Here is a 17,284-nt window from a genome sequence, read left to right as displayed (position 1 = left end):
CCTACTCGACGTCGATCTTGACCGGGGTGATCAGGTAGGCCTGCGGGTTGATGAGCTGGAACGGCCCGGTGATGGTGACTGTCTTGCCGGTCAGGCTGGCGGCATCCAGGTCAGCCAGCACGGTGTCCTTGATGATGTTGTTCAGCGCCGAACCGGCATCCTGGTAGTCGATCTGGTTGACGAACTCGGGGAAATGCACGAGGCCGGATGCGTCCCGGAGGGCGGTGCCGTCGATCGCCGGGCCCATCTGCACCCGCACCAGGAGGTCGCTCGGCAGGCCCTCGACGGCCACCGGCATGATGCCGCCCTCGACTGCGCCCGCGACCCCGGTGAAGGTGACGGTGTAAACGGGGGCGGAGGTGCCGCTCACCACGCCGTAATCATCCGCGGCCGCCGCCGGGTCAGCCGCGATCGCTTCGCTGACGTCGACGATGTCTTCCGACCGGTCGAGGATGGCCGGCAGGAGCTCGGAGGTGTACTTGTCTTCCGCCCAGGTTTCAGCGTCAAAGCCCTTGGCGGCGAGCGCCTCGTCTCCGGTGACGATCTTCGTTCCGAAGAACATCGCCACCAGGAGCACGACTATCGCGGCCGCTCCGATGATGCGGTTCCGGCGAACCTTGCGTGCGGATTCTGTCTGTGTTGACACTGGAATGCTCCCTGCTGCTGCAGTCTTTGGGGCCCGGTCGGGGCTAGAAGACGCGTGATTCGGTGTCGTTCGGACGGATCTGGAGCTTGCGCCCTGTTCCCTTCCGGAACATCTCGAGCGCCGCGGCGTAGTCGTCGAGCGTGAACGAATGGCTGATCATCGGGTCGGGGTTGATGGCGCCGGCCTCGAACATCTCGACGGCGCGCCCGAACGAGTTCAGCACTGCCATGGTGCCGACGATATTGATCTCGTCCCGGTAGACCCGGAACGGCGAGTAGTTGGCGAACGCCTCCGCCGGGGCGACACCGAAGTTCTGGAACGTTCCGCCAGCCTTGACCCGCGGCAACCCATCCTCTATCGCCCGGATGTTTCCGGTGCAGTCGATGACGACATCCCACTTGTCACGGCCCGCCTCGTTGGCGCTCTGGTAGACGTTCTCGATCCCGAGCTCGCGCGCGACCTCGAGTCGGCTCTCATTGACATCCACGATCGTGACGCTTGCCGCGCCGGCTCGGGGAGCCAGCTGCGCCATGAGCAGCCCCATGGTTCCCGCTCCGTAGACCAAGTAGTGCTCGCCCATCTTGCGCGGAAGGATGTCGTACGCACGAATGGCGCAGGCGAGAGGCTCGATGAGCGCCGCCTGGTAGATGTCGGTCTCCGGGTTGAGCTTGAACACGTTGGCCACCGGGGCGACGAAGCGCTCCTGCGACGCGCCGTCTGAGGCGACCACTCCGAGGCCGTTCCAGTTGCGGCAGAGGTTCGACTTGCCATTCAGGCAGAACTCGCACTCCCCGCAGGTGGTGCTCGGGTTGACGGCGACGTGGTCGCCGACCGCAACGGAGGAGACTCCCTCCCCCACCGAGACGACAGTGCCCGTCGCCTCATGTCCGGGGACCAGCGGGAAGACGGTACCCTCGAACTCGCCGTCGAAGACGTGGGTGTCAGTGCCGCAAACGCCCACTGCCGCGACTTCGATGACCACTTCCTTGAAACCGGCGATCGGCTCTGGACGTTCTACGAGACTCAGCGTGCCGGCCTCTTCGAAAACAATTGCGCGCATCTGCTCTGACACTCCTTAGTTCGTCCACCTGTGACCAGGCCTGCTGCATTGCCAAGCGGAGTCGCGTCAGAGTCGCCATATCGGAGTTCCATGTTAAGGAAATGTTATCTTGATGCGTTTCCGTGTTAGATACACGTTACATCTACCGTGAACGATGTCAAATCACAAATTTGCAGAAGCAACCCAGACGCCCGACCTAGCGTGGTCCACCAAGGAAAAGGAGTACGCAAATGGCCACCATCCAGCACCACGAACCCCCGTACACCGTCGGATATTTCGTCGGAAGCCTGGCAACGGCATCCATCAACCGGAAGCTGTCCCAGGCACTGATCAAACTCGCGCCGGATGAGCTCGAGTTCACCGAGATCCCGATCCGGGATCTCCCGCTCTACAGCTACGACTACGACACCGACTACCCGCTACAAGGCAGAGCCCTGAAGCAGGCGATCGAGTCTGCTGACGCCGTGCTGTTCGTGACCCCGGAGTACAACCGCGGCATCCCCGGTGCACTCAAGAACGCCATCGACTGGGCGAGCCGGCCGTGGGGCGAGAACTCGTTCGCCGGGAAGCCATCCGGTGTGATCGGCGGCTCCATCGGCGGCATCGGCACGGCGGTCGCCCAGCAGAGCCTGCGCAGCGCACTCAGCTTCTGCGACTCCCGCCAGATGACCGCGCCGGAGGCGTACATCCACATCACCGAGGGGCTGATCACGGATGAAGGCGACGTCACCAATGAAGGAACCGCCCAGTTCCTTCGCGGGTTCATGGAGTCGTACCTGGAGCACATCACGCGCGTGCTGACGGTGGTGCCGCAGAGGTAGGCATTCCTCGGAGAGCATCCTCGCGACGCGGTGTTTTCAGTGAAACGCCGCCGCATCCGCGAGCGCGTTTCACTGAAAACACCGCGCGGCTGGTGAGAGGTGAGTTCGGTGGGCTAGTCGCGGGTGAACCAGGGCGGGTAGACCGACACCTTCGTGGTGAACTCCGACGCCGCCAGAATGTCCCGGACCTCATTACGAGCCCGGTCATTGGCGACGCCGATCAGGGTCACCGCATCGAACGGCAGGCGCTCGCGCACCAGCAGTTCGGCGCGCCCCAGCAGGTCCTCGTCGCCACGCATCCGGCCCAGCTCGCGGGTCGCCTGCTCCGGCGTCGTCGCAAACCTGGTGTCGGCATCCGTCGCATCGCCGCTCGCCACCACGCTGTCATCGCGCCCGGCCTTGCCAATCGTGGTCACCAGCACCACATACTCGGCCGGCGTCGTTTCGCGCACGGCCGGAGCCAGCCGGGGGTCAGGCGCAGAGCTGCGGATGTCACGCCACAGCGCCGAATCGGGGCTCACGAAGAAAGGCACGAAACCGGCGACCGGCTCGCCGTCGACGTTCGCCGCACGGCGCTCCTCGCGGTTGTCGGCAGAGGAGATGTCGACCGTCGGCTGGGCTCCGTGCGAATCGGACAGCAGGCATCCGCTGTGCACGATCGCCTCGAGGTTGCGCAGGTGGGTCACGTGGTAGATCCGCTGGTCGACACTCTGAATGGTGGGTCCGGCAGCACCAGCAATTCGCGCCTTCGACTTGGCACGTGGGCGCACCACCTTGGGGGCCGAAGCTTCGATCTTCGGAACGGGCTTCGGATTGCAGAGGTCGCACAGCGCCTCATCGAGACCGTGAATACATTCGACGACCAAAAACTTCCCCTCGTAACGCGGTGACCCGCCCCTTAAGAATACGTGGTTCGCCTGAACGTGGGGCGGTGCAGACTGGAATGCATGATTCGCAAGCGGGTAATCGTGCGCGGCCGGGTGCAGGGAGTCGGTTTCCGGTGGAGTGCGCAGGCCGAAGCCGAGCAGCTGGGCGTGGCCGGATATGCGCGCAACCTGCCCGACGGCACGGTGCAGGCGGAGCTCGAAGGGCCGGCGGACGCGGTGCAGCGGATGCTCGACTGGCTGCACCACGGACCTCCATACGCCCAGGTGGAGGCGGTCGACGTGACCGACACCGACGGTGCCGATCAGGACGGCGACGGGCGGCCGGGCAGCAACCGGTTCATGATCAGGTAGTCGGCACTGCACCCTCACAAACTCGAGCTGTACACCCGCAACCCGCCCGGGACGTTCCGGATGCGCCAGGCGTAGCCCCCGCCCCGCGCGACCAGCCACACTTCGCCGTCGTGGGCCAGGCCCGGAGTGCCATCCGGTCGTGGACTCACCGCCACCGACAACTCTCCCGCCGTGAAGCTCTCATTTGTCGGAGCGCCCCACAGCAGTCCCAGCCGCCGGAGGAACACTCCCCCACTCCGGCCGAACACCAGCGAGCCGACGGCACGCGCGCGGGTACCGGCGTGGAGGATGCGCACATCAAGTTGCCCATCATCCAGGCGAAGGCGACGCAGCGGGGTCACCGACCCCGCCTTGTTTCGGTTCACCCCGACGAACAACGACCAGACCATGGCCGGTCGCCCGTCGATGGCGAGGTCGACCGGGTCGGAACGCCACAGCACGCGCACCGCAGCCAGCAGACCGGCCACCCACTTGCCGAGCCTCTCCTCGCCGACCGTCCGCTGCTCGACGAAGTCCGGGTAGAGGCCCACGGATGCGGCGTTCAGCACGGTCACCGGAGGGTTGTCGTCAACCGTCAGCTCCGCGACATCCGCCAACACGCCGTGGCCGGCCTGCAGCGCGTCGATGGCGGCCGCCGCCGAGGCGATACCGGCCGTGCCCGCGAAATGGTTGAAGGTGCCGCCCGGAATGAGCAGCAAGGGGAGGTCGGCCGCGCGGGCGAGCTGCGCCACCGCCGCGACTGTTCCGTCTCCCCCGCACACCCCGAGCACGACCGGGCGAGCGGATTCCACGGCCTCCCGCACCACGGCCGCCAGGTCGTCGCCCTCCCGCAGCTGGTGCACCCGCGCAGCCGGCAACCGTTGCTCGACGAGCGGGAGGGGGTCAGCCGAAATCGTGCTGGTGCCCGACGACGGGTTCACCACGATGAACGCCCCGGCGCCGTCGGCCAGGGCCGGCAGGGGAACGGGAACGCCGCCCTCCCTGGCCGGTTGCGCGGGCGCCGGCCGCGGCTTGACGATGAGCGTGCAGAGCCAGGCGACGGATGCTCCGAGCGCGACGCCGCCGACCACATCCGACAACCAATGGGCTCCGGTGTGCAGGCGGGAGTAGGCGACTCCGGCGGCGACCGGCGTGATCGCCGCCCCGACGCGCGGAGACTCGAACGCCACCCCGGCGGCGAACCCGGCGGCGCTCGCCGAATGCCCCGACGGAAACGACCCGGAGGTCGGCGACTTCTTCAGCTGCCGCCCAATCGGAATGTTCTTGAGCAGTGGACGGTCGCCGCCGAAAATCTGCTTTCCGACCAGGTTCGCCAGCATGCTCGCACCGAGCAGCGACGCCGACCCGCGGATGGCTGCCCTCGGGCGACCGAACACCAGCAGCACCGCCGCGATGGTGAACCACAGCGCACCGCGGTTCGCCGACCTGGACAGGCGCGAGTACCCCCGGTCGACCAGCGGATGCGTGGTGCGGGAGTTGATGCGGCGACCCGCGGCCGCATCCATCCTGCGGACCCACCGCGGCAACACCTGCCGGCGGCGCAGCGCGACGAACGGATTGCGGCTCTTCGGCATCAGCCGTCAGCCCTCGTCGTCGATGCGATTCAGCAGGTCCTTCGACGCTTCCGCAATCTCGTCGTGGTCGTACTGGGCGGCCCGGCTCTCCAGCGAGATCACCGCGCAGCGGTGCACCTTCGCGAAGTCGCCGAACGGAAAGCTGTAGTGGCCCTTGGTGTCGTCCGGCATGTCGTCGTCGACGCCGAGGTGCCACTTCGAGTACTCCGCGTATCCGTGCTTCTCGATGAACTTGTTCTGGTCATCCGTGCTCGGAGCGTGCTCACTCCAGTCGTCGCGCTCATCGTGCGTCGCCTTGCCGTCGGCGATGAGGCTCTTCGCGTGCGCGTAGGCCTTGTTGTTCAGTTTCACCGTCATCGAAACCTCCTCGGCTTTACGAGCGAGAGTAAAGCGCAGGCGGAAGGCCTGCTTTCAGGGGATGCTCAGCGGTGCGATTGCCGTCCTGCGGCGCGCGGTGTTTTCAGTGGATCGCGGTCGCATCCGTGGGCGCGATCCACTGAAAGTACCGCGCGGCGGGTGAGAGGAGCTCAACAGGCGGATGAAGAGGGGCCACGGCTCCGGCCTGACGCGTCAGCCGGCGAGCTTGTCGGCCAGCTCCTCGCGGTACGACGCCGTCACCAGGATCGGGAGGTGGTCCGACGTTCCGCGCGGCAGCGTCTGCACGCTGTCGATGTCCAACCCGACAGACGTGGCCAGGTCGAAGTGCCCGCGGAAGAACTTGTAGCGCGTGTAGGTTCGCTTGTCGCTGAGGGTCAGGTCGTACCCGGACGCGAGCATCCGGGTGTTCAGACTGTCCTTGAAGATCGGGTAGTTGTAGTCGCCGACCATGAGCGTTGGCAGCCCGGGACCGAGGGCACGCAGTTGCTCGTGCGCGGTCTTGATCTGGTGCCGGCGCAGGGAGTTGAGCGCCGTCAGCGGCGCCGCGTGGAACGACGCCACAACCAGCTCGCGGTCGTCCTTGCCGTCGATCAGGCGCGTGCCGATGAGTCGCTCATGCGCCGGGGTGAGCACCCGATCGTGCAACGACTTCTTCAGCTCGAACGCCTGTGTCTCGACAGCGGTGAACCGCTCGCGCGAGTAGTAGAGCGCCAGGCCCAGGCGGTTGCGACTGGTCGAGTCCGCCAGGTGCAGGGCACCGATCTCGGCAGGCAGGGCGCTGGTGTCGGCCTCCTGCAGGCACAAGACACTCGGCGTGAAATGTTCTGCGAGATCCACGAGTTCGGTAACCGCGCGGTTCTTGCGGAGGTTATAGCTGATGACCTTCACTGCAGTGCGCATCCCCAAAAGTTGTGTGGCGTGAATCTCCAGCCTACGTTCCGAAACTAGCGCACGGAGCCGTCCCACCCCTGTAGTGGGGTGTCGCGAAAAGCTAGCCGCCCAGGAGTTTCGCCTCGATCGCCGGGTCGAGCCCGAGCGTCGGGCGGTCCGGCCGCTGCGGCGCCTCCCCGCCGATCGACTGCAGCCACTCCCAGGTGTCGGCCACCGTTTCGAGGAGGGGGCGGATGCGCAGACCGGCCGCCACCGCCTTCGACACATCGCCCTGGTGCATGGCTTCGTGGTCCTCCCCCGGCGGCAGCCAGACCGGCAGGTCCATCCACGGTTTCACGCCGGCGGCGAGGATCTTCTCGGTGTCGATCCACCGTAGTTCTGCGTCGGAACCGGTCACCTCGAAGCACGCCCGCAGCAGGTCGCCGACCGTCGCCTGACCCACCGGGCTCACCACATTGAACGGGCCGCCGTGGCCGCTCTTGGCGACCAGGAGGCTGAATGCGGCCAGGTCGCGGGCGTCCACATACTGGATGCCGGCATCCGGTGATCCTGGTGCCACAACCGGGCCGCCGGCTGCGATGCGGTTCAGCCACCAGGGCAGGCGGCCGATGTTCTCCCGCGGGCCGATGATCAGCCCGGGGCGGGCCAGGATCGCGCGCACCCCGAACTCCTCGACCACGGCCAGTTCGGCTCCGGCCTTCGCCCGGGCGTAGTCGTCGAAGTGCTCGTCGTCGGGGTCGGCGATCACCAGAGCCGCGCCCTCGTCGGCGCCGGCCGGGACCGGGTCGGCGTAGACCGAACGGCTCGACACATAAACGTAGCGTTCGGTGCGATCGCGCAGCAGCGTGGCTGAGCGGCGAACCGCGACCGGAGCCCACGACCAGGTGTCGACCACCACATCCCACTCGCCGTCGCCGAGTGCGGTCAATCCATCGATCTCGTTGCGGTCGCCGTGCAGCGCAGTGACGCCGACTGGTGCCGGACTCGTGCCGCGGCTGAGCGTGGTGACCTCCCAGTTCGCCGCCAACGCCTCATCGACGAACGCGCGACCGACGAACTCGCTGCCGCCCAGCACAAGAAGTCTCATGGTGAAAGCCAACAACACGGCATGGCTCCGCGGAAACAGCTTTCGCTGCAGGCGTACGTCACCGCGCTGCCGCACCGTGGCATCCGCAACCGAAAAGAAGGAGATTCAGATCGATCAGGCACGGTTTCTCCTCCATTCTCCGCTGATCGGCGAAAACCTCCTTCATTTCTGCGGCTCACGAAGGGCACGGCGACCCGCTCATGGATGGCGAACCGACGGCACTCGAAGACAGGTCGACCCCGAAACCAGCCTCCCGGTGCGCCGGGAAGGCTACCGCTGAGCCCGGTGGCCGCCGAACGGCATTATTGAGTCGTCTGCCTAGACGAAGCGGATGGCGTTCTGCAGCCGGGTGCGGATGTCGAACAGCTCGGTACCGCCGATCTGACCCCTGCTGGTCTGCTCTGGGCCCGGAAGCCCGTTGCGCAGCAGGTCGAGCAGTCGCGACCGCTGCACCACCACCGACGGCACACCGCGCATCTTGCCGAGCACCATGAGAGATTCGTCGGTCGCGTCATCCGGAACCACGATCACCAGCGCCGTGAACTTCACCCGAGCAGCCCGCGCCACCCACTTGGCCTCAAGGGACAGCTGGTGCATCGGGCGCTCCCCCGGCATCAGCACCTCGCCGATCAGGTCGCCCTTGCGGGCTCGCACCGGTCCGCCCCAGTCCTCGGACAGCACCGCGAACAAGCCGGTCGGGCCGAGTACGACGTGGTCGACCTTCGAGACACCGCCCGTGAAGCGCGGATTGGCGGCACGAACATCCGTCGCCACGTCGTGCCAGAGCGTGTAGCCGATGCCGAGCGTCGCCAGGGTGCTGGCCGTCGCCTCCTCGGCCAGCGCATCCGCCAGCATGTGTCGAAGCTCGCGGGGGGCGGAACGCACCAGGGCCGCATCGTACGGATCGGCGATGTCCGTTCCGCGGCCGGCCCACTCGCGAACCAGCGTCAGGTAGCGCTCGCGACGCCAACCCCCCGGATGCCCATACGACCGGGCCGTCGGGCGGGAGTCCTTGCGGGCACGCGGCGGCGCAGGAACCCAGGATGCACCCGGCTGGGCGGCACTGTGCCTGACAGAAACCTGACCCCGGTCGTAGGCCGCCCGGCTCGACGACGTGCCGACCAGCTCCCACGCCCGCTGCACCGCATGGAAGCGCGCCTCGGAACCGCCGGTGTCCGGATGCGCCTCGCGCAGCATCCGCCGGTACGCCTTACGCAACTCGTGGGTGGTCGCCGTCGGCGGAACCCCGAGCACGTCGTACGGCGACGGCGTCAACGGGCTCTCGGGCATGGGTTAAAGGGTAGGGCTACCGTGGGGGTATGGAGAACACCGTCACCGTCGTCGCCGATATCCGCGAGCTCTCGCCGATCCTGCCCGACAAGTTGGGGCACACCACAGCGCTGAAGTCGGAGGACGTACGCGTCGTCGTGCTGACCTTCCCGGCCGGCCACACCATGAAAGACCACGCCGCCCCGAAGACGCTGCTGCTGCAGGCGCTCGACGGTCACCTGCGGGTGACCGCGGGCGGGGAGGTCACCGATCTGCTGCCCGGCGGGATCATGCGGATCGAGAAGCTGGTGCGGCACGAGGTTGAGGCCGTGGGGGAATCGCGGTTGATGCTGACGTTGGTCGGCTAGCCTCGGCAAGCTCGGCTGGTCTCGACGAGCTCGACCCGCTTGACGGAGACTAGACGCCTCCGCCGCCACCTCCTCCGCCGCCACCGCCGGAGGAACCACCGCCGCCCGAACCTCCGGACGAGCTGCTGTACGCCGAGGCGGTACTCGCCGCCATCGCGCCGATGCTGCTCGAGAACAGTGCAGCGTTGAACGCGCCGTGCCCGGCGTACCAGGTCGGCTGCTGGCCGAGCTCCTCGTAGTAGCGCCCGAGCTCGGCCGCCCACTCCTTCTCGTGACCGAACAACACCGCGTACGGCAGCAGCTTCTCGTTCAACTTCACCACCTCGGCCGTGTCGCCAGCGGCAACCGGAGTGGTGATCGCACCCTGCGGTGACTGCAGGTAGCGGATGCGGTCCGCCTCCGCCAGCTCGATGTACATTTCCAGCCCACGCAGGTAGTCGCGCAACTCCACGCCAGTCTCCGTCAGTGGGACCTTTGCGACGAACACGAAGCTCACGATGCCTGCCGCCACCCCAACCCCCATGGGAAGCAGCGGCCAGGCGCCGCCGTACGACTCATCAAGCGAGATCACGCCGAAGATGAACGAGCCGACCGCCGCCGCGACGGCGAGCAGGCACACCAGGGCGATCGCGCCGACCGGAACCTTTCGGCGGAAGCCGTTCGCCGTCGCATCCGCCGTCACCCGCTTCATCAGCTTGCCGATGGCGGTGGCCGCCTTCTGGTCGGCCTTCTGCAGGCTGCGAACCTCCTCGAAGTCGAGGGTGTAGCCGAACAGGGCGTGCAGGAACTCACGCTCGTCGGCGTCCGTACCGTCGGCGGTGACGAACTGCAATTGGTAGTGCGGCTTCTTGCCGCCGACCTCGAGCACCCGGATGTTCCCGGCCACCGCCAACCTGAGAATCGCCGCAGTAGTGGCCTTCGCCTGCTTGCCGATGATCACCGAGGAGAGGAACACGTTCGCGTTCTTCGGCACCACGTACTCGGGGATGATCACGCCGCGCCCCGGGGCGTCGCGCAGTCGGCGAGCGCGGGTGAAGCCGGCCAGCGCCGCAGCGAGGAGGCCGATCAGCGCGAAGATGGAGGACACGGCAGGCCACGGGGCGGCGAAGAACCCGCTGTCGCGCGGCTCGAAGGTCCCGGGCTCGAAGCCGATCGCGAAAGTCAGGTTCTCGCGCGGTCCGAGATCGGTAGCAGTGAACGTGAAGCCAGAGTCGGTGGTGGCGACGGACGCCGCCCCACTCTCGCCTTCCCGCCCGGTGAACGCCGCGACGTTTCCATTCAGCGCAGCCAGCAACCCGGCATCCAGCGTGACGGTTGCGGTCACCTCGCCGAACGGTTGCCCCCAGCCGGTTCCGTTGGTGTCCCAGTAGAACTCGTCCGCATCCGTGTCCGCGAAGAAACGGGTGACGTTGCGCTGGGTGTAGGTGATCACGTAGGTCTGCTCGCCGTGCACATACACGCCGTCGTCGGCGATCGTCAGCTCGAGGAACTCATCCTCCGTGTCGGTCTCGTAGTGCCGCGGGTCACCGTTCTCGTCGGTGACGCTCTGCACCTCGATGTCGGTCGGATGCCCGTCGTAGTCGTCCACCAGCAGGCGGCGGATGCCACGGTTCTGGTCGAAGTCGGGGAACACCGCCACCAGGGTCTCGGTGGTGGTCAGCAGGGAGTGTCCGTCGGCATCCCGCGACAGCTCATACCGGCCGTCGAAGCTCTCGAAGAAGAAGTCGTCGACGTCAGCGGATGCCGGCGCAGCCACCCCGAGGACGAGGGCACCGACCACGGCGATGAGCGAGAGGATGCGTTTCACCCGACCGAGCCTAGCGAGGCCACTGTCGCCGACGCCTCCCCCTCACGGGTGAACCCACCCCACGACATAACCGGCCGTCACCATAACGGGGGTGCAACTTGCCGGAGGATGTTCATACTTCGTCCATCTAAGAGTGTTGGACTGTAGGCATGACCGGTTATACGGCTCAACACCCGAGACCAGACCACTTCATCCTGCACCTCAGCGACACCCACTTCGTCGCCGGGGACGGCCCCCTATACGGGGCCGTCGACGCCGAGGGCAAGCTGCGCGAACTGTTCGCCGAGCTTGAGGCATCCGGTTCCCGCCCCGAGGCGATCGTCTTCACCGGGGATCTTGCCGACAAGGGCGAGACGGATGCCTACGCCAAGCTTCGCACCATCGTGGAGCCGGCGGCCCGGCGGCTCGGCGCCGAAGTGATCTGGGTCATGGGGAACCACGACGATCGCGGCAGGTTCCGCGACTCGCTGCTCGACGAGCATCCGTCGACCAGCCCGGTCGACCGCGTGTTCGACGTCAACGGCCTCCGAGTGATCGCACTCGACTCGACGGTGCCCGGTCACCACTACGGCGAGGTGACGGATGCCCAGCTCGCCTGGCTCGCAGACGTGCTCGCCACCCCGGCACCCCACGGCAGCATCCTCGCCATGCACCACCCGCCGGTGCCGAGCGTGCTCGACCTCGCGGTCACCGTCGAGCTGCGCACCCAGAAGCAGCTGGCGGCCGTGGTGCGCGGCAGCGACATCCGCAGCATCATCGCCGGCCATCTGCACTACTCGACCACGGCCACCTTTGCCGGGGTTCCGGTGTCGGTCGCGTCGGCCACCTGCTACACGCAGGACCTCAACGTGCCCGTCGGGGGGACCCGCGGCCGCAACGGTGCGCAGGCGTTCAACCTGATCCACGTGTACGACGACACCGTGCTGCACTCGGTGGTGCCGATCGGCGAATACTCGACGGTCGCCTACGTCACGGCCGAGGAGACCGCGGCCATCCTGGCGAAGAGCGGCATCACCATCCCGCCGGCGGTCAACCCGCACGTTCCTGCGTACGCCGACGACCGGCATCCGCCGACGCGCGAGCTCGCCGTCGTCGGCTAGCTCTGCTGCCATAGTGCCCGTTGCGGAGGAATGCGCCTGTTGCGCGGGGCACTTCGGGTAGCGCTACTGCGCCTGCTCGACGGGGACGACCACCAGCTTCTCCCAGGGTGCAGGGATCGGGAAGTACTGTTCCAGGAATGACTGCACCGCCACGGCGCGCTCGGCGGCTGAAAGCTCCGGGAAGCTGCCGTCGTTCAGGCAGAAGAAGTCGAATGACCGCTTCTTCAGCAGCGAGTTCATCAGGCGGATGCCGGAAAGTGCCGTGGTATCGACGTACTTCACCTTGGCATTCGTCTGCACGATCGCCCGCCCGGTGAGCAGCGCGTAGTAGTGGTACAGCGAGTTGGTCACCGACACGTCGGTGGCCTGGCGGAACGCGCTCGCACTGGTGCGGGCGAAGTCCTCCGGGAACTCGTTCTCCAACTCCTGCAACACCGACTTGCGCAGCGGTGTCGCCGCATGTTCGAGGTGGCGGGTGATGACGCGGCCGAACTTCTGCTGCAGCAGCGCCCGGTTCACTCGCGCCGCGTTCTCGAACCCGCTGCGGGCCACATTGTTCTCGCCGAGGCCGATGCGGGTGCGCGCCTCGATGAACTTGCTGACGCCTCCTGGAGAGAAGAACATCTCTGGGCGCACCGGGCGACCGAAGAACATGTCGTCGTTGGAATATAAGAAGTGCTCGCTCAGCCCCGGGATGTTGTGGAGCTGGCTCTCGACCGCGTGCGAGTTGTGCGTCGGCAGGTCGTCGAGGTTGCGGAAGAACTGCTCGCTGCGCATCAGCGTGACGCGCGGATGCTCGTCGAGCCAGGCCGGACGCGGCGAGTCGGTCGCGATGTAGATGTTGCGGATCCACGGTGCGAACAGGTTCACCGAGCGCAACGCATACTTGAGCTCGTCCAGCTGGCGGAAGCGCGCCTCAGAACCGTCACCCTCCCCGACGACGTAACTGGCCATGCGGCGGGCACGCGCACGCTGCCACTCCAACTCGGCGCCATCCACCCAGGAGAAGACCAGGTCGATGTCGAAGTCGACGTCGCCGCCCAGGCGGTCGAACATGCCGACCAGCGTCGGCCAGGTCTCGCCGTACCGTTCGACGGTGTCCTCGATCGCCTCTGCGCGGGGCAGCGACGGGCGCATCAACGCGTTCGCGTTGGGCGCGCTGATCTCGTCGTCGTCATGCCTCCAGAACTCCACCCGCACGCCGTTGGACGCGCCGAAGGCAAGCAGCCCGACCGGCTCGACCCTCGGACGGAACACCGAGAACGCGCGGATCTTCGACCCGGGGGCCCAGGAACCCTCGGCCAGCAGCATGGCCGGGCGCCGGGCATCCGCCTTCACCACCTGGCCTGCCTCGGTGACGCGGGCCGGCTTCGCGTAGAACGGCTCGTTCTGGCACGCCTCGGCGAGGGCCTCCTGCAGCAGTTTGCGGTCGCGGCGGTCGACGGCGAGCACCGGCTGGGCGTGGTCGTCGCGCACCAGCAGGTAGCGGATGCCCGCAACGTCCAGCACGCGGCGGATGAACAGCAGGTCTTCGATCAGTGCGTCATGCGGCGTCGTGGTGTGATTCACCAGGGACAGCAGGCCATTGTGCAGGACAATGTCATCGCGGTTCAATACCCGCGGGGTGGGGACGTTTTCAATCATGGGGGCCCAATCGTTCGAGCCTCGGCAGACCGCCCGGTAGACCGAAGGCTCGGCGGACCGTTAGCTGCCGCCATCTTACCCGCAGAAGCTGGGAGCAGGTCAGGAGCGCGATGCCAGCCAGGCCTCGAACGCCTGGCGGCTGGTGTGCTTCGGCGTGTAGCCGAACTCCTGCTTCAGCTTGGTGTTCAGCAGCACCGGCCGGAACTGCAGGAACTTCGCCTGCTCCGGGCCGTGAGCGGTCGCGCCGATCGCCTGCCCGGCCCAGAGTCCCAGCTTCAACATCCACGGCTGCACCGTCACGGTCTTCTTGCCCATGAGGCGCGCCAGCTCCCGGACGGTCAGCGCACCGTCACCGGTCAGGTTGTAGACACCCGGGGGGCCGTCGGTCGCAGCGCGCGCCATGGCGGCGACGACATCCTGGTCCCAGGCGAAGACGAACGGGCTCTCGGAGCCGGAGACGCGCAGCAGCCGCTTCTTCCGGAACAGGGCGGTGACCTGGTTGTCGACGGTTTCACCGAGGATGGTGCTGATACGGAACACCACCTGCTCGAGTTCCGGATGCCAGACGCGCGCCTCCTCGAGCATCAACTCGACCAGCCGCTTGTGGTGGGAGTAGGAAAAACTCTCGTTGCCGCGGATCGAGTTCGTCTCGACCAGCCAGGCCGGGTTGTCGGCGTGGTAGCCGTACGCGGCGCCGCTCGACGACACCACGATGCGCCGCACCCCGGTGGCGAGGCAGGCATCCAGCACATTGCGGCTGCCCTCGACGTCGACTCGGTACTCGTCCTCCCTGGACAGGTCGCGGCCAGGGTTGACGACCGCGGCCAGGTGCACGACGGTGTTGATCTTGTGGCGCTGGAACTGTTCCAGCAGGTCGTTGGCCTGCGTGACATCCGCTGTCTCGTAGACGACGCCATCGACCCGCGTGGGTGGCTCACGGAGGTCACCGCTGACGACCAGGTCGACGCCCACCCCGAGCTGGGCGGCGAGGCCGGCCACGACCGAGCTCCCGAGGAATCCGTTGCCCCCGGTCACGTAGACCCGACGACCTGCTCTTTCAGATGTCACCGAAGCTCCCCCTTTTTGGCGCGTCGCCTCGCCCAGAAGGTGGCGAGTGCCAGCCCGGCGATGATGTCCCAAATGCCCCACCAGCCGGCGACGATCGCCATGCCGCCGAGGCCGTCGAAGAAGGCGAACACCAGGCCGAGACCCAGGCCAGCGTTGCGGATGCCCACCTCGAAGGTGACCGCCTTGGTGCTGGGAACGTCCAGCCCGCTCAGCCTGGCGGTCGACCAGCCGAGGGCCAGCGCGACCGCGTCGTGCAGGAAGACGGCGAGGAGAACGACGCCGATGTAGGCCATGAAGTAGGCCCAATTGCCGATCAGCGCGATCACGATGAAGGCGAGCAGGGCAACCAGGCTGATGCGGCGAACCCAGGGTTGCACCTTCGCCGTGACCTTCGGCCAGCGGTTGCCGATCAGGATGCCGAGCGCGAACGGCAGTCCGATGATCACCACGATCTTGATGAGCATGTCGACGGCGTCGAGTTCGACCGCCTCCAGGATGGTGGACGCTGTCGGATGCAGGCTGCCCCAGAACGCGAAATTGATCGGCATCAGGAAGATGGCGAGCAGGTTGCCGACCGCCGTCATCGACACCGAGAGGGCGACGTTGCCGCGGGCCTGGTTGGTGAGAACCTGCGAGATGTTGCCGGGCGGGCAGCAGGCGACCAGGATCATCCCGAGCGCGATCGACGGGCCGACGTTCAGCAGGAAGGTGAGCCCGAAGGTGACCGCCGGCAGCAGCAGGAACTGCGCGGCAAGGGCGACGGTGATGGCTTTCGGCATGCGGAGCACGGCCCGGAAGTCGTCGACCTTCACGGCGAGCGCGATGCCGAACATGATCAGCGCGAGCACCACGTCGAGCGCGAGCAGCGACGTCGGGTTGAAGTTGAGGGTGACCTCGTCGATGTTCACTTGCGCTCCCCGCTCGTGTGCCCTTCGGCAGGCTCAGGGGGTCTCGACGAGCTCGACCCGCTTTTCTGCATCCGCTTGATGTGGCGCTTCACCACGCCGCGGTAGGCGTCCTTGTTCACGTAGTACGACATCCGCTCCAGGGCGAGGTACTTGTAGCCGCCGGTCAGGTCGGGCCAGGGTCCCGCCGCCTCCGCCTCGAACAGCTGCCGGGCATCCGCTGGTGCCGCCAGGTATTGTGCGACCAGTTCGGCCTGCTCGTACCGCCCCTGCCAGCCGATCCCGCTCGCTTCGATCATCCCCAGCACATAGATGCCGTTGAAGGCATGGGTGTCGGTTCCGAGACCGAAGATGTTGAGGAAGAGCTTCGGCGCCATACCGGTCCAGTTGAGGTGCGTGCGGTCGATGAACGGGTAGTTCAACTTGTAGCCGGTGGCCAGCACGATCAGGTCGTAGTCGGATGCGCTCCCGTCCTTGAAGTGGACAGTCTCACCCTCGAAGTGGTCGACATCCGCCTGGACCCTCAGGTCGCCCTGTCCGAGGTGATGCAGCACCAGCGTGTTGACGATGGGGTGCGACTCGTAGATCTTGTAGTCGGGCTTGGGGAAACCGAACCGCACCGGGTCCCCGGTGAACATCCTGAGCACGCGGGAGTCGACGAACTGCTTGATGCGGGCGGGAAGCGGGCGGCCCTGGTTGAGGGTGTCGGCCGGCTTACCGAACAGGTAGCGCGGCACGAAGTAGTAGCCGCGGCGCACGCTCATATCGATTGAGGCGGCGTGATGCACGGCGTCAACCGCGATGTCGCAGCCGCTGTTGCCCGCACCGATGATCAGCACGCGCTTGCCGCGGAAGACATCCGGCGACTTGTACTGGCTGGTGTGGATGATCTCGCCGGTGAACTCCCCCGGGAAGGTGGGGACGGACGGCTCGGCGAGGGTTCCGTTGGCGAGAATGACGCCGTCGTACAGGCGGCTCCCCTTCGTGGTCGTCACCCGCCACTTGCCGCCCTCGGGTTCGACTGACTCGACCTCGGTGTTGAACACGTAGTGCTTCACGAGGTCGAAGTGCTCGGCGAACGCGGCGAAGTAGCGTCGCAACTGGGCATGATTCGGGTAGTCGGGCGTGCCATCCGGCATCGGGAATTCGGTGAACTCGGTGGTCGTCTTGCTCGAGATCAGGTGCGCGGACTGGTACACGGTGCTGCGCGGGTTGTCGATGTTCCAGAGACCGCCGACCTCGCCGGCCGACTCATACCCGTCGAACGGGATACCCAGCTTGCTGAGGTTGCGCGCACCGGCCAGGCCGGAAGGCCCAGCGCCGATGATGGCGTAGCGAGCGGCAGAGTCACCCTGACCTGCCTCGCCGTGCATAACCCACCCTGCAGTTAGATTCCCCCGAAAACTGTCTCGAACAGTATGGCAGTTC

17 protein-coding genes are annotated in these 17,284 nt (G+C 66.7%); 4 read left to right on the top strand and 13 right to left on the bottom strand.

Features of this window, described 5'->3' with window-relative positions; translation table 11 throughout:
- Position 1: 1 nt before the first annotated feature.
- Together ACX3O0_RS15085 and ACX3O0_RS15080 are read right to left on the bottom strand one after the other, a co-directional pair.
- Positions 2-646: a DUF2291 domain-containing protein gene (locus tag ACX3O0_RS15085; protein ID WP_459108263.1), complete on the bottom strand. Its 645-nt coding sequence runs from the start codon at positions 644-646 to the stop codon at positions 2-4.
- Positions 647-689: 43 nt separating this feature from the next.
- Complete coding sequence (locus tag ACX3O0_RS15080; protein ID WP_459108262.1) at positions 690-1,706, bottom strand: zinc-dependent alcohol dehydrogenase family protein; 1,017 nt, start codon at positions 1,704-1,706, stop codon at positions 690-692.
- Between the two features lie 230 nt (positions 1,707-1,936).
- Between ACX3O0_RS15080 and ACX3O0_RS15075 the strand changes: the two genes are divergently transcribed.
- Complete coding sequence (locus ACX3O0_RS15075) at positions 1,937-2,527, top strand: NADPH-dependent FMN reductase (protein ID WP_459092527.1); 591 nt, start codon at positions 1,937-1,939, stop codon at positions 2,525-2,527.
- 113 nt (positions 2,528-2,640) lie between these two features.
- Here the strand turns inward: ACX3O0_RS15075 and ACX3O0_RS15070 are convergent, their stop codons facing one another.
- Positions 2,641-3,300 carry a DarT ssDNA thymidine ADP-ribosyltransferase family protein gene (locus ACX3O0_RS15070; RefSeq protein WP_459108261.1) on the bottom strand — a complete coding sequence of 220 codons (660 nt, stop codon included), beginning with the start codon at positions 3,298-3,300 and terminating at the stop codon, positions 2,641-2,643.
- A gap of 174 nt (positions 3,301-3,474) precedes the next feature.
- Between ACX3O0_RS15070 and ACX3O0_RS15065 the strand changes: the two genes are divergently transcribed.
- A complete protein-coding gene (locus ACX3O0_RS15065) occupies positions 3,475-3,765 on the top strand; it encodes an acylphosphatase (protein ID WP_459108260.1) in 291 nt (96 codons plus the stop codon).
- A gap of 14 nt (positions 3,766-3,779) precedes the next feature.
- Here ACX3O0_RS15065 and ACX3O0_RS15060 read toward each other — a convergent pair whose 3' ends face one another.
- The 5 genes from ACX3O0_RS15060 to ACX3O0_RS15040 form a co-directional block, all read right to left on the bottom strand.
- Positions 3,780-5,339 carry a bifunctional phosphatase PAP2/diacylglycerol kinase family protein gene (locus ACX3O0_RS15060; RefSeq protein WP_459092521.1) on the bottom strand — a complete coding sequence of 520 codons (1,560 nt, stop codon included), beginning with the start codon at positions 5,337-5,339 and terminating at the stop codon, positions 3,780-3,782.
- Positions 5,340-5,345: 6 nt separating this feature from the next.
- A complete protein-coding gene (locus tag ACX3O0_RS15055; protein ID WP_459108259.1) occupies positions 5,346-5,696 on the bottom strand; it encodes a hypothetical protein in 351 nt (116 codons plus the stop codon).
- A 213-nt stretch (positions 5,697-5,909) separates the two neighbouring features.
- The gene (locus ACX3O0_RS15050) at positions 5,910-6,605 is read right to left on the bottom strand and encodes an endonuclease/exonuclease/phosphatase family protein (protein WP_459092878.1); all 696 of its coding nucleotides are present in this window, start codon (positions 6,603-6,605) and stop codon (positions 5,910-5,912) included.
- Between the two features lie 103 nt (positions 6,606-6,708).
- Complete coding sequence (locus ACX3O0_RS15045) at positions 6,709-7,695, bottom strand: NAD-dependent epimerase/dehydratase family protein (RefSeq protein WP_459108258.1); 987 nt, start codon at positions 7,693-7,695, stop codon at positions 6,709-6,711.
- A 318-nt stretch (positions 7,696-8,013) separates the two neighbouring features.
- Complete coding sequence (locus ACX3O0_RS15040) at positions 8,014-8,985, bottom strand: J domain-containing protein (protein ID WP_459108257.1); 972 nt, start codon at positions 8,983-8,985, stop codon at positions 8,014-8,016.
- A gap of 29 nt (positions 8,986-9,014) precedes the next feature.
- Here ACX3O0_RS15040 and ACX3O0_RS15035 point away from each other — a divergent pair, with 29 nt between their 5' ends.
- Positions 9,015-9,332 carry a cupin domain-containing protein gene (locus tag ACX3O0_RS15035; protein WP_459108256.1) on the top strand — a complete coding sequence of 106 codons (318 nt, stop codon included), beginning with the start codon at positions 9,015-9,017 and terminating at the stop codon, positions 9,330-9,332.
- 49 nt (positions 9,333-9,381) lie between these two features.
- On the opposite strand, the gene ACX3O0_RS15030 is transcribed toward ACX3O0_RS15035, so the two are convergent.
- Positions 9,382-11,139, bottom strand: coding sequence for a DUF2207 domain-containing protein (locus ACX3O0_RS15030; RefSeq protein ID WP_459108255.1), 1,758 nt, complete (start codon positions 11,137-11,139; stop codon positions 9,382-9,384).
- A 149-nt stretch (positions 11,140-11,288) separates the two neighbouring features.
- Between ACX3O0_RS15030 and ACX3O0_RS15025 the strand changes: the two genes are divergently transcribed.
- A complete protein-coding gene (locus ACX3O0_RS15025) occupies positions 11,289-12,239 on the top strand; it encodes a phosphodiesterase (RefSeq protein ID WP_459108254.1) in 951 nt (316 codons plus the stop codon).
- A 63-nt stretch (positions 12,240-12,302) separates the two neighbouring features.
- Here ACX3O0_RS15025 and ACX3O0_RS15020 read toward each other — a convergent pair whose 3' ends face one another.
- The 4 genes from ACX3O0_RS15020 to ACX3O0_RS15005 all read right to left on the bottom strand — a co-directional run bounded on the left by ACX3O0_RS15020 (position 12,303) and on the right by ACX3O0_RS15005 (position 17,229).
- The gene (locus ACX3O0_RS15020) at positions 12,303-13,883 is read right to left on the bottom strand and encodes a stealth family protein (protein ID WP_459108253.1); all 1,581 of its coding nucleotides are present in this window, start codon (positions 13,881-13,883) and stop codon (positions 12,303-12,305) included.
- A 99-nt stretch (positions 13,884-13,982) separates the two neighbouring features.
- The gene (locus tag ACX3O0_RS15015; RefSeq protein WP_459092505.1) at positions 13,983-14,951 is read right to left on the bottom strand and encodes an NAD-dependent epimerase/dehydratase family protein; all 969 of its coding nucleotides are present in this window, start codon (positions 14,949-14,951) and stop codon (positions 13,983-13,985) included.
- Positions 14,948-15,859 carry a bile acid:sodium symporter family protein gene (locus ACX3O0_RS15010; RefSeq protein WP_459108252.1) on the bottom strand — a complete coding sequence of 304 codons (912 nt, stop codon included), beginning with the start codon at positions 15,857-15,859 and terminating at the stop codon, positions 14,948-14,950. Before ACX3O0_RS15010 ends, ACX3O0_RS15015 begins: the two co-directional genes overlap by 4 nt.
- Complete coding sequence (locus ACX3O0_RS15005; RefSeq protein WP_459108251.1) at positions 15,856-17,229, bottom strand: flavin-containing monooxygenase; 1,374 nt, start codon at positions 17,227-17,229, stop codon at positions 15,856-15,858. Before ACX3O0_RS15005 ends, ACX3O0_RS15010 begins: the two co-directional genes overlap by 4 nt.
- Between the last annotated feature and the right edge of the window lie 55 nt (positions 17,230-17,284).

The organism is Homoserinimonas sp. A447, assembly GCF_054489325.1.
This window is presented reverse-complemented; position numbering and strand designations above follow the sequence as displayed.

Excerpts from the sequence above, each read along its gene's own strand:
- ACX3O0_RS15060 (WP_459092521.1), bottom strand. The coding sequence starts at position 5,339 with ATGCCGAAGAGCCGCAATCCGTTCGTCGCGCTGCGCCGCCGGCAGGTG.
- ACX3O0_RS15055 (WP_459108259.1), bottom strand. The coding sequence starts at position 5,696 with ATGACGGTGAAACTGAACAACAAGGCCTACGCGCACGCGAAGAGCCTC.
- ACX3O0_RS15025 (WP_459108254.1), top strand. The coding sequence starts at position 11,289 with ATGACCGGTTATACGGCTCAACACCCGAGACCAGACCACTTCATCCTG.
- ACX3O0_RS15045 (WP_459108258.1), bottom strand. The coding sequence starts at position 7,695 with ATGAGACTTCTTGTGCTGGGCGGCAGCGAGTTCGTCGGTCGCGCGTTC.
- ACX3O0_RS15005 (WP_459108251.1), bottom strand. The coding sequence starts at position 17,229 with ATGCACGGCGAGGCAGGTCAGGGTGACTCTGCCGCTCGCTACGCCATC.
- ACX3O0_RS15040 (WP_459108257.1), bottom strand. The coding sequence starts at position 8,985 with ATGCCCGAGAGCCCGTTGACGCCGTCGCCGTACGACGTGCTCGGGGTT.
- ACX3O0_RS15035 (WP_459108256.1), top strand. The coding sequence starts at position 9,015 with ATGGAGAACACCGTCACCGTCGTCGCCGATATCCGCGAGCTCTCGCCG.
- ACX3O0_RS15020 (WP_459108253.1), bottom strand. The coding sequence starts at position 13,883 with ATGATTGAAAACGTCCCCACCCCGCGGGTATTGAACCGCGATGACATT.
- ACX3O0_RS15065 (WP_459108260.1), top strand. The coding sequence starts at position 3,475 with ATGATTCGCAAGCGGGTAATCGTGCGCGGCCGGGTGCAGGGAGTCGGT.
- ACX3O0_RS15080 (WP_459108262.1), bottom strand. The coding sequence starts at position 1,706 with ATGCGCGCAATTGTTTTCGAAGAGGCCGGCACGCTGAGTCTCGTAGAA.
- ACX3O0_RS15075 (WP_459092527.1), top strand. The coding sequence starts at position 1,937 with ATGGCCACCATCCAGCACCACGAACCCCCGTACACCGTCGGATATTTC.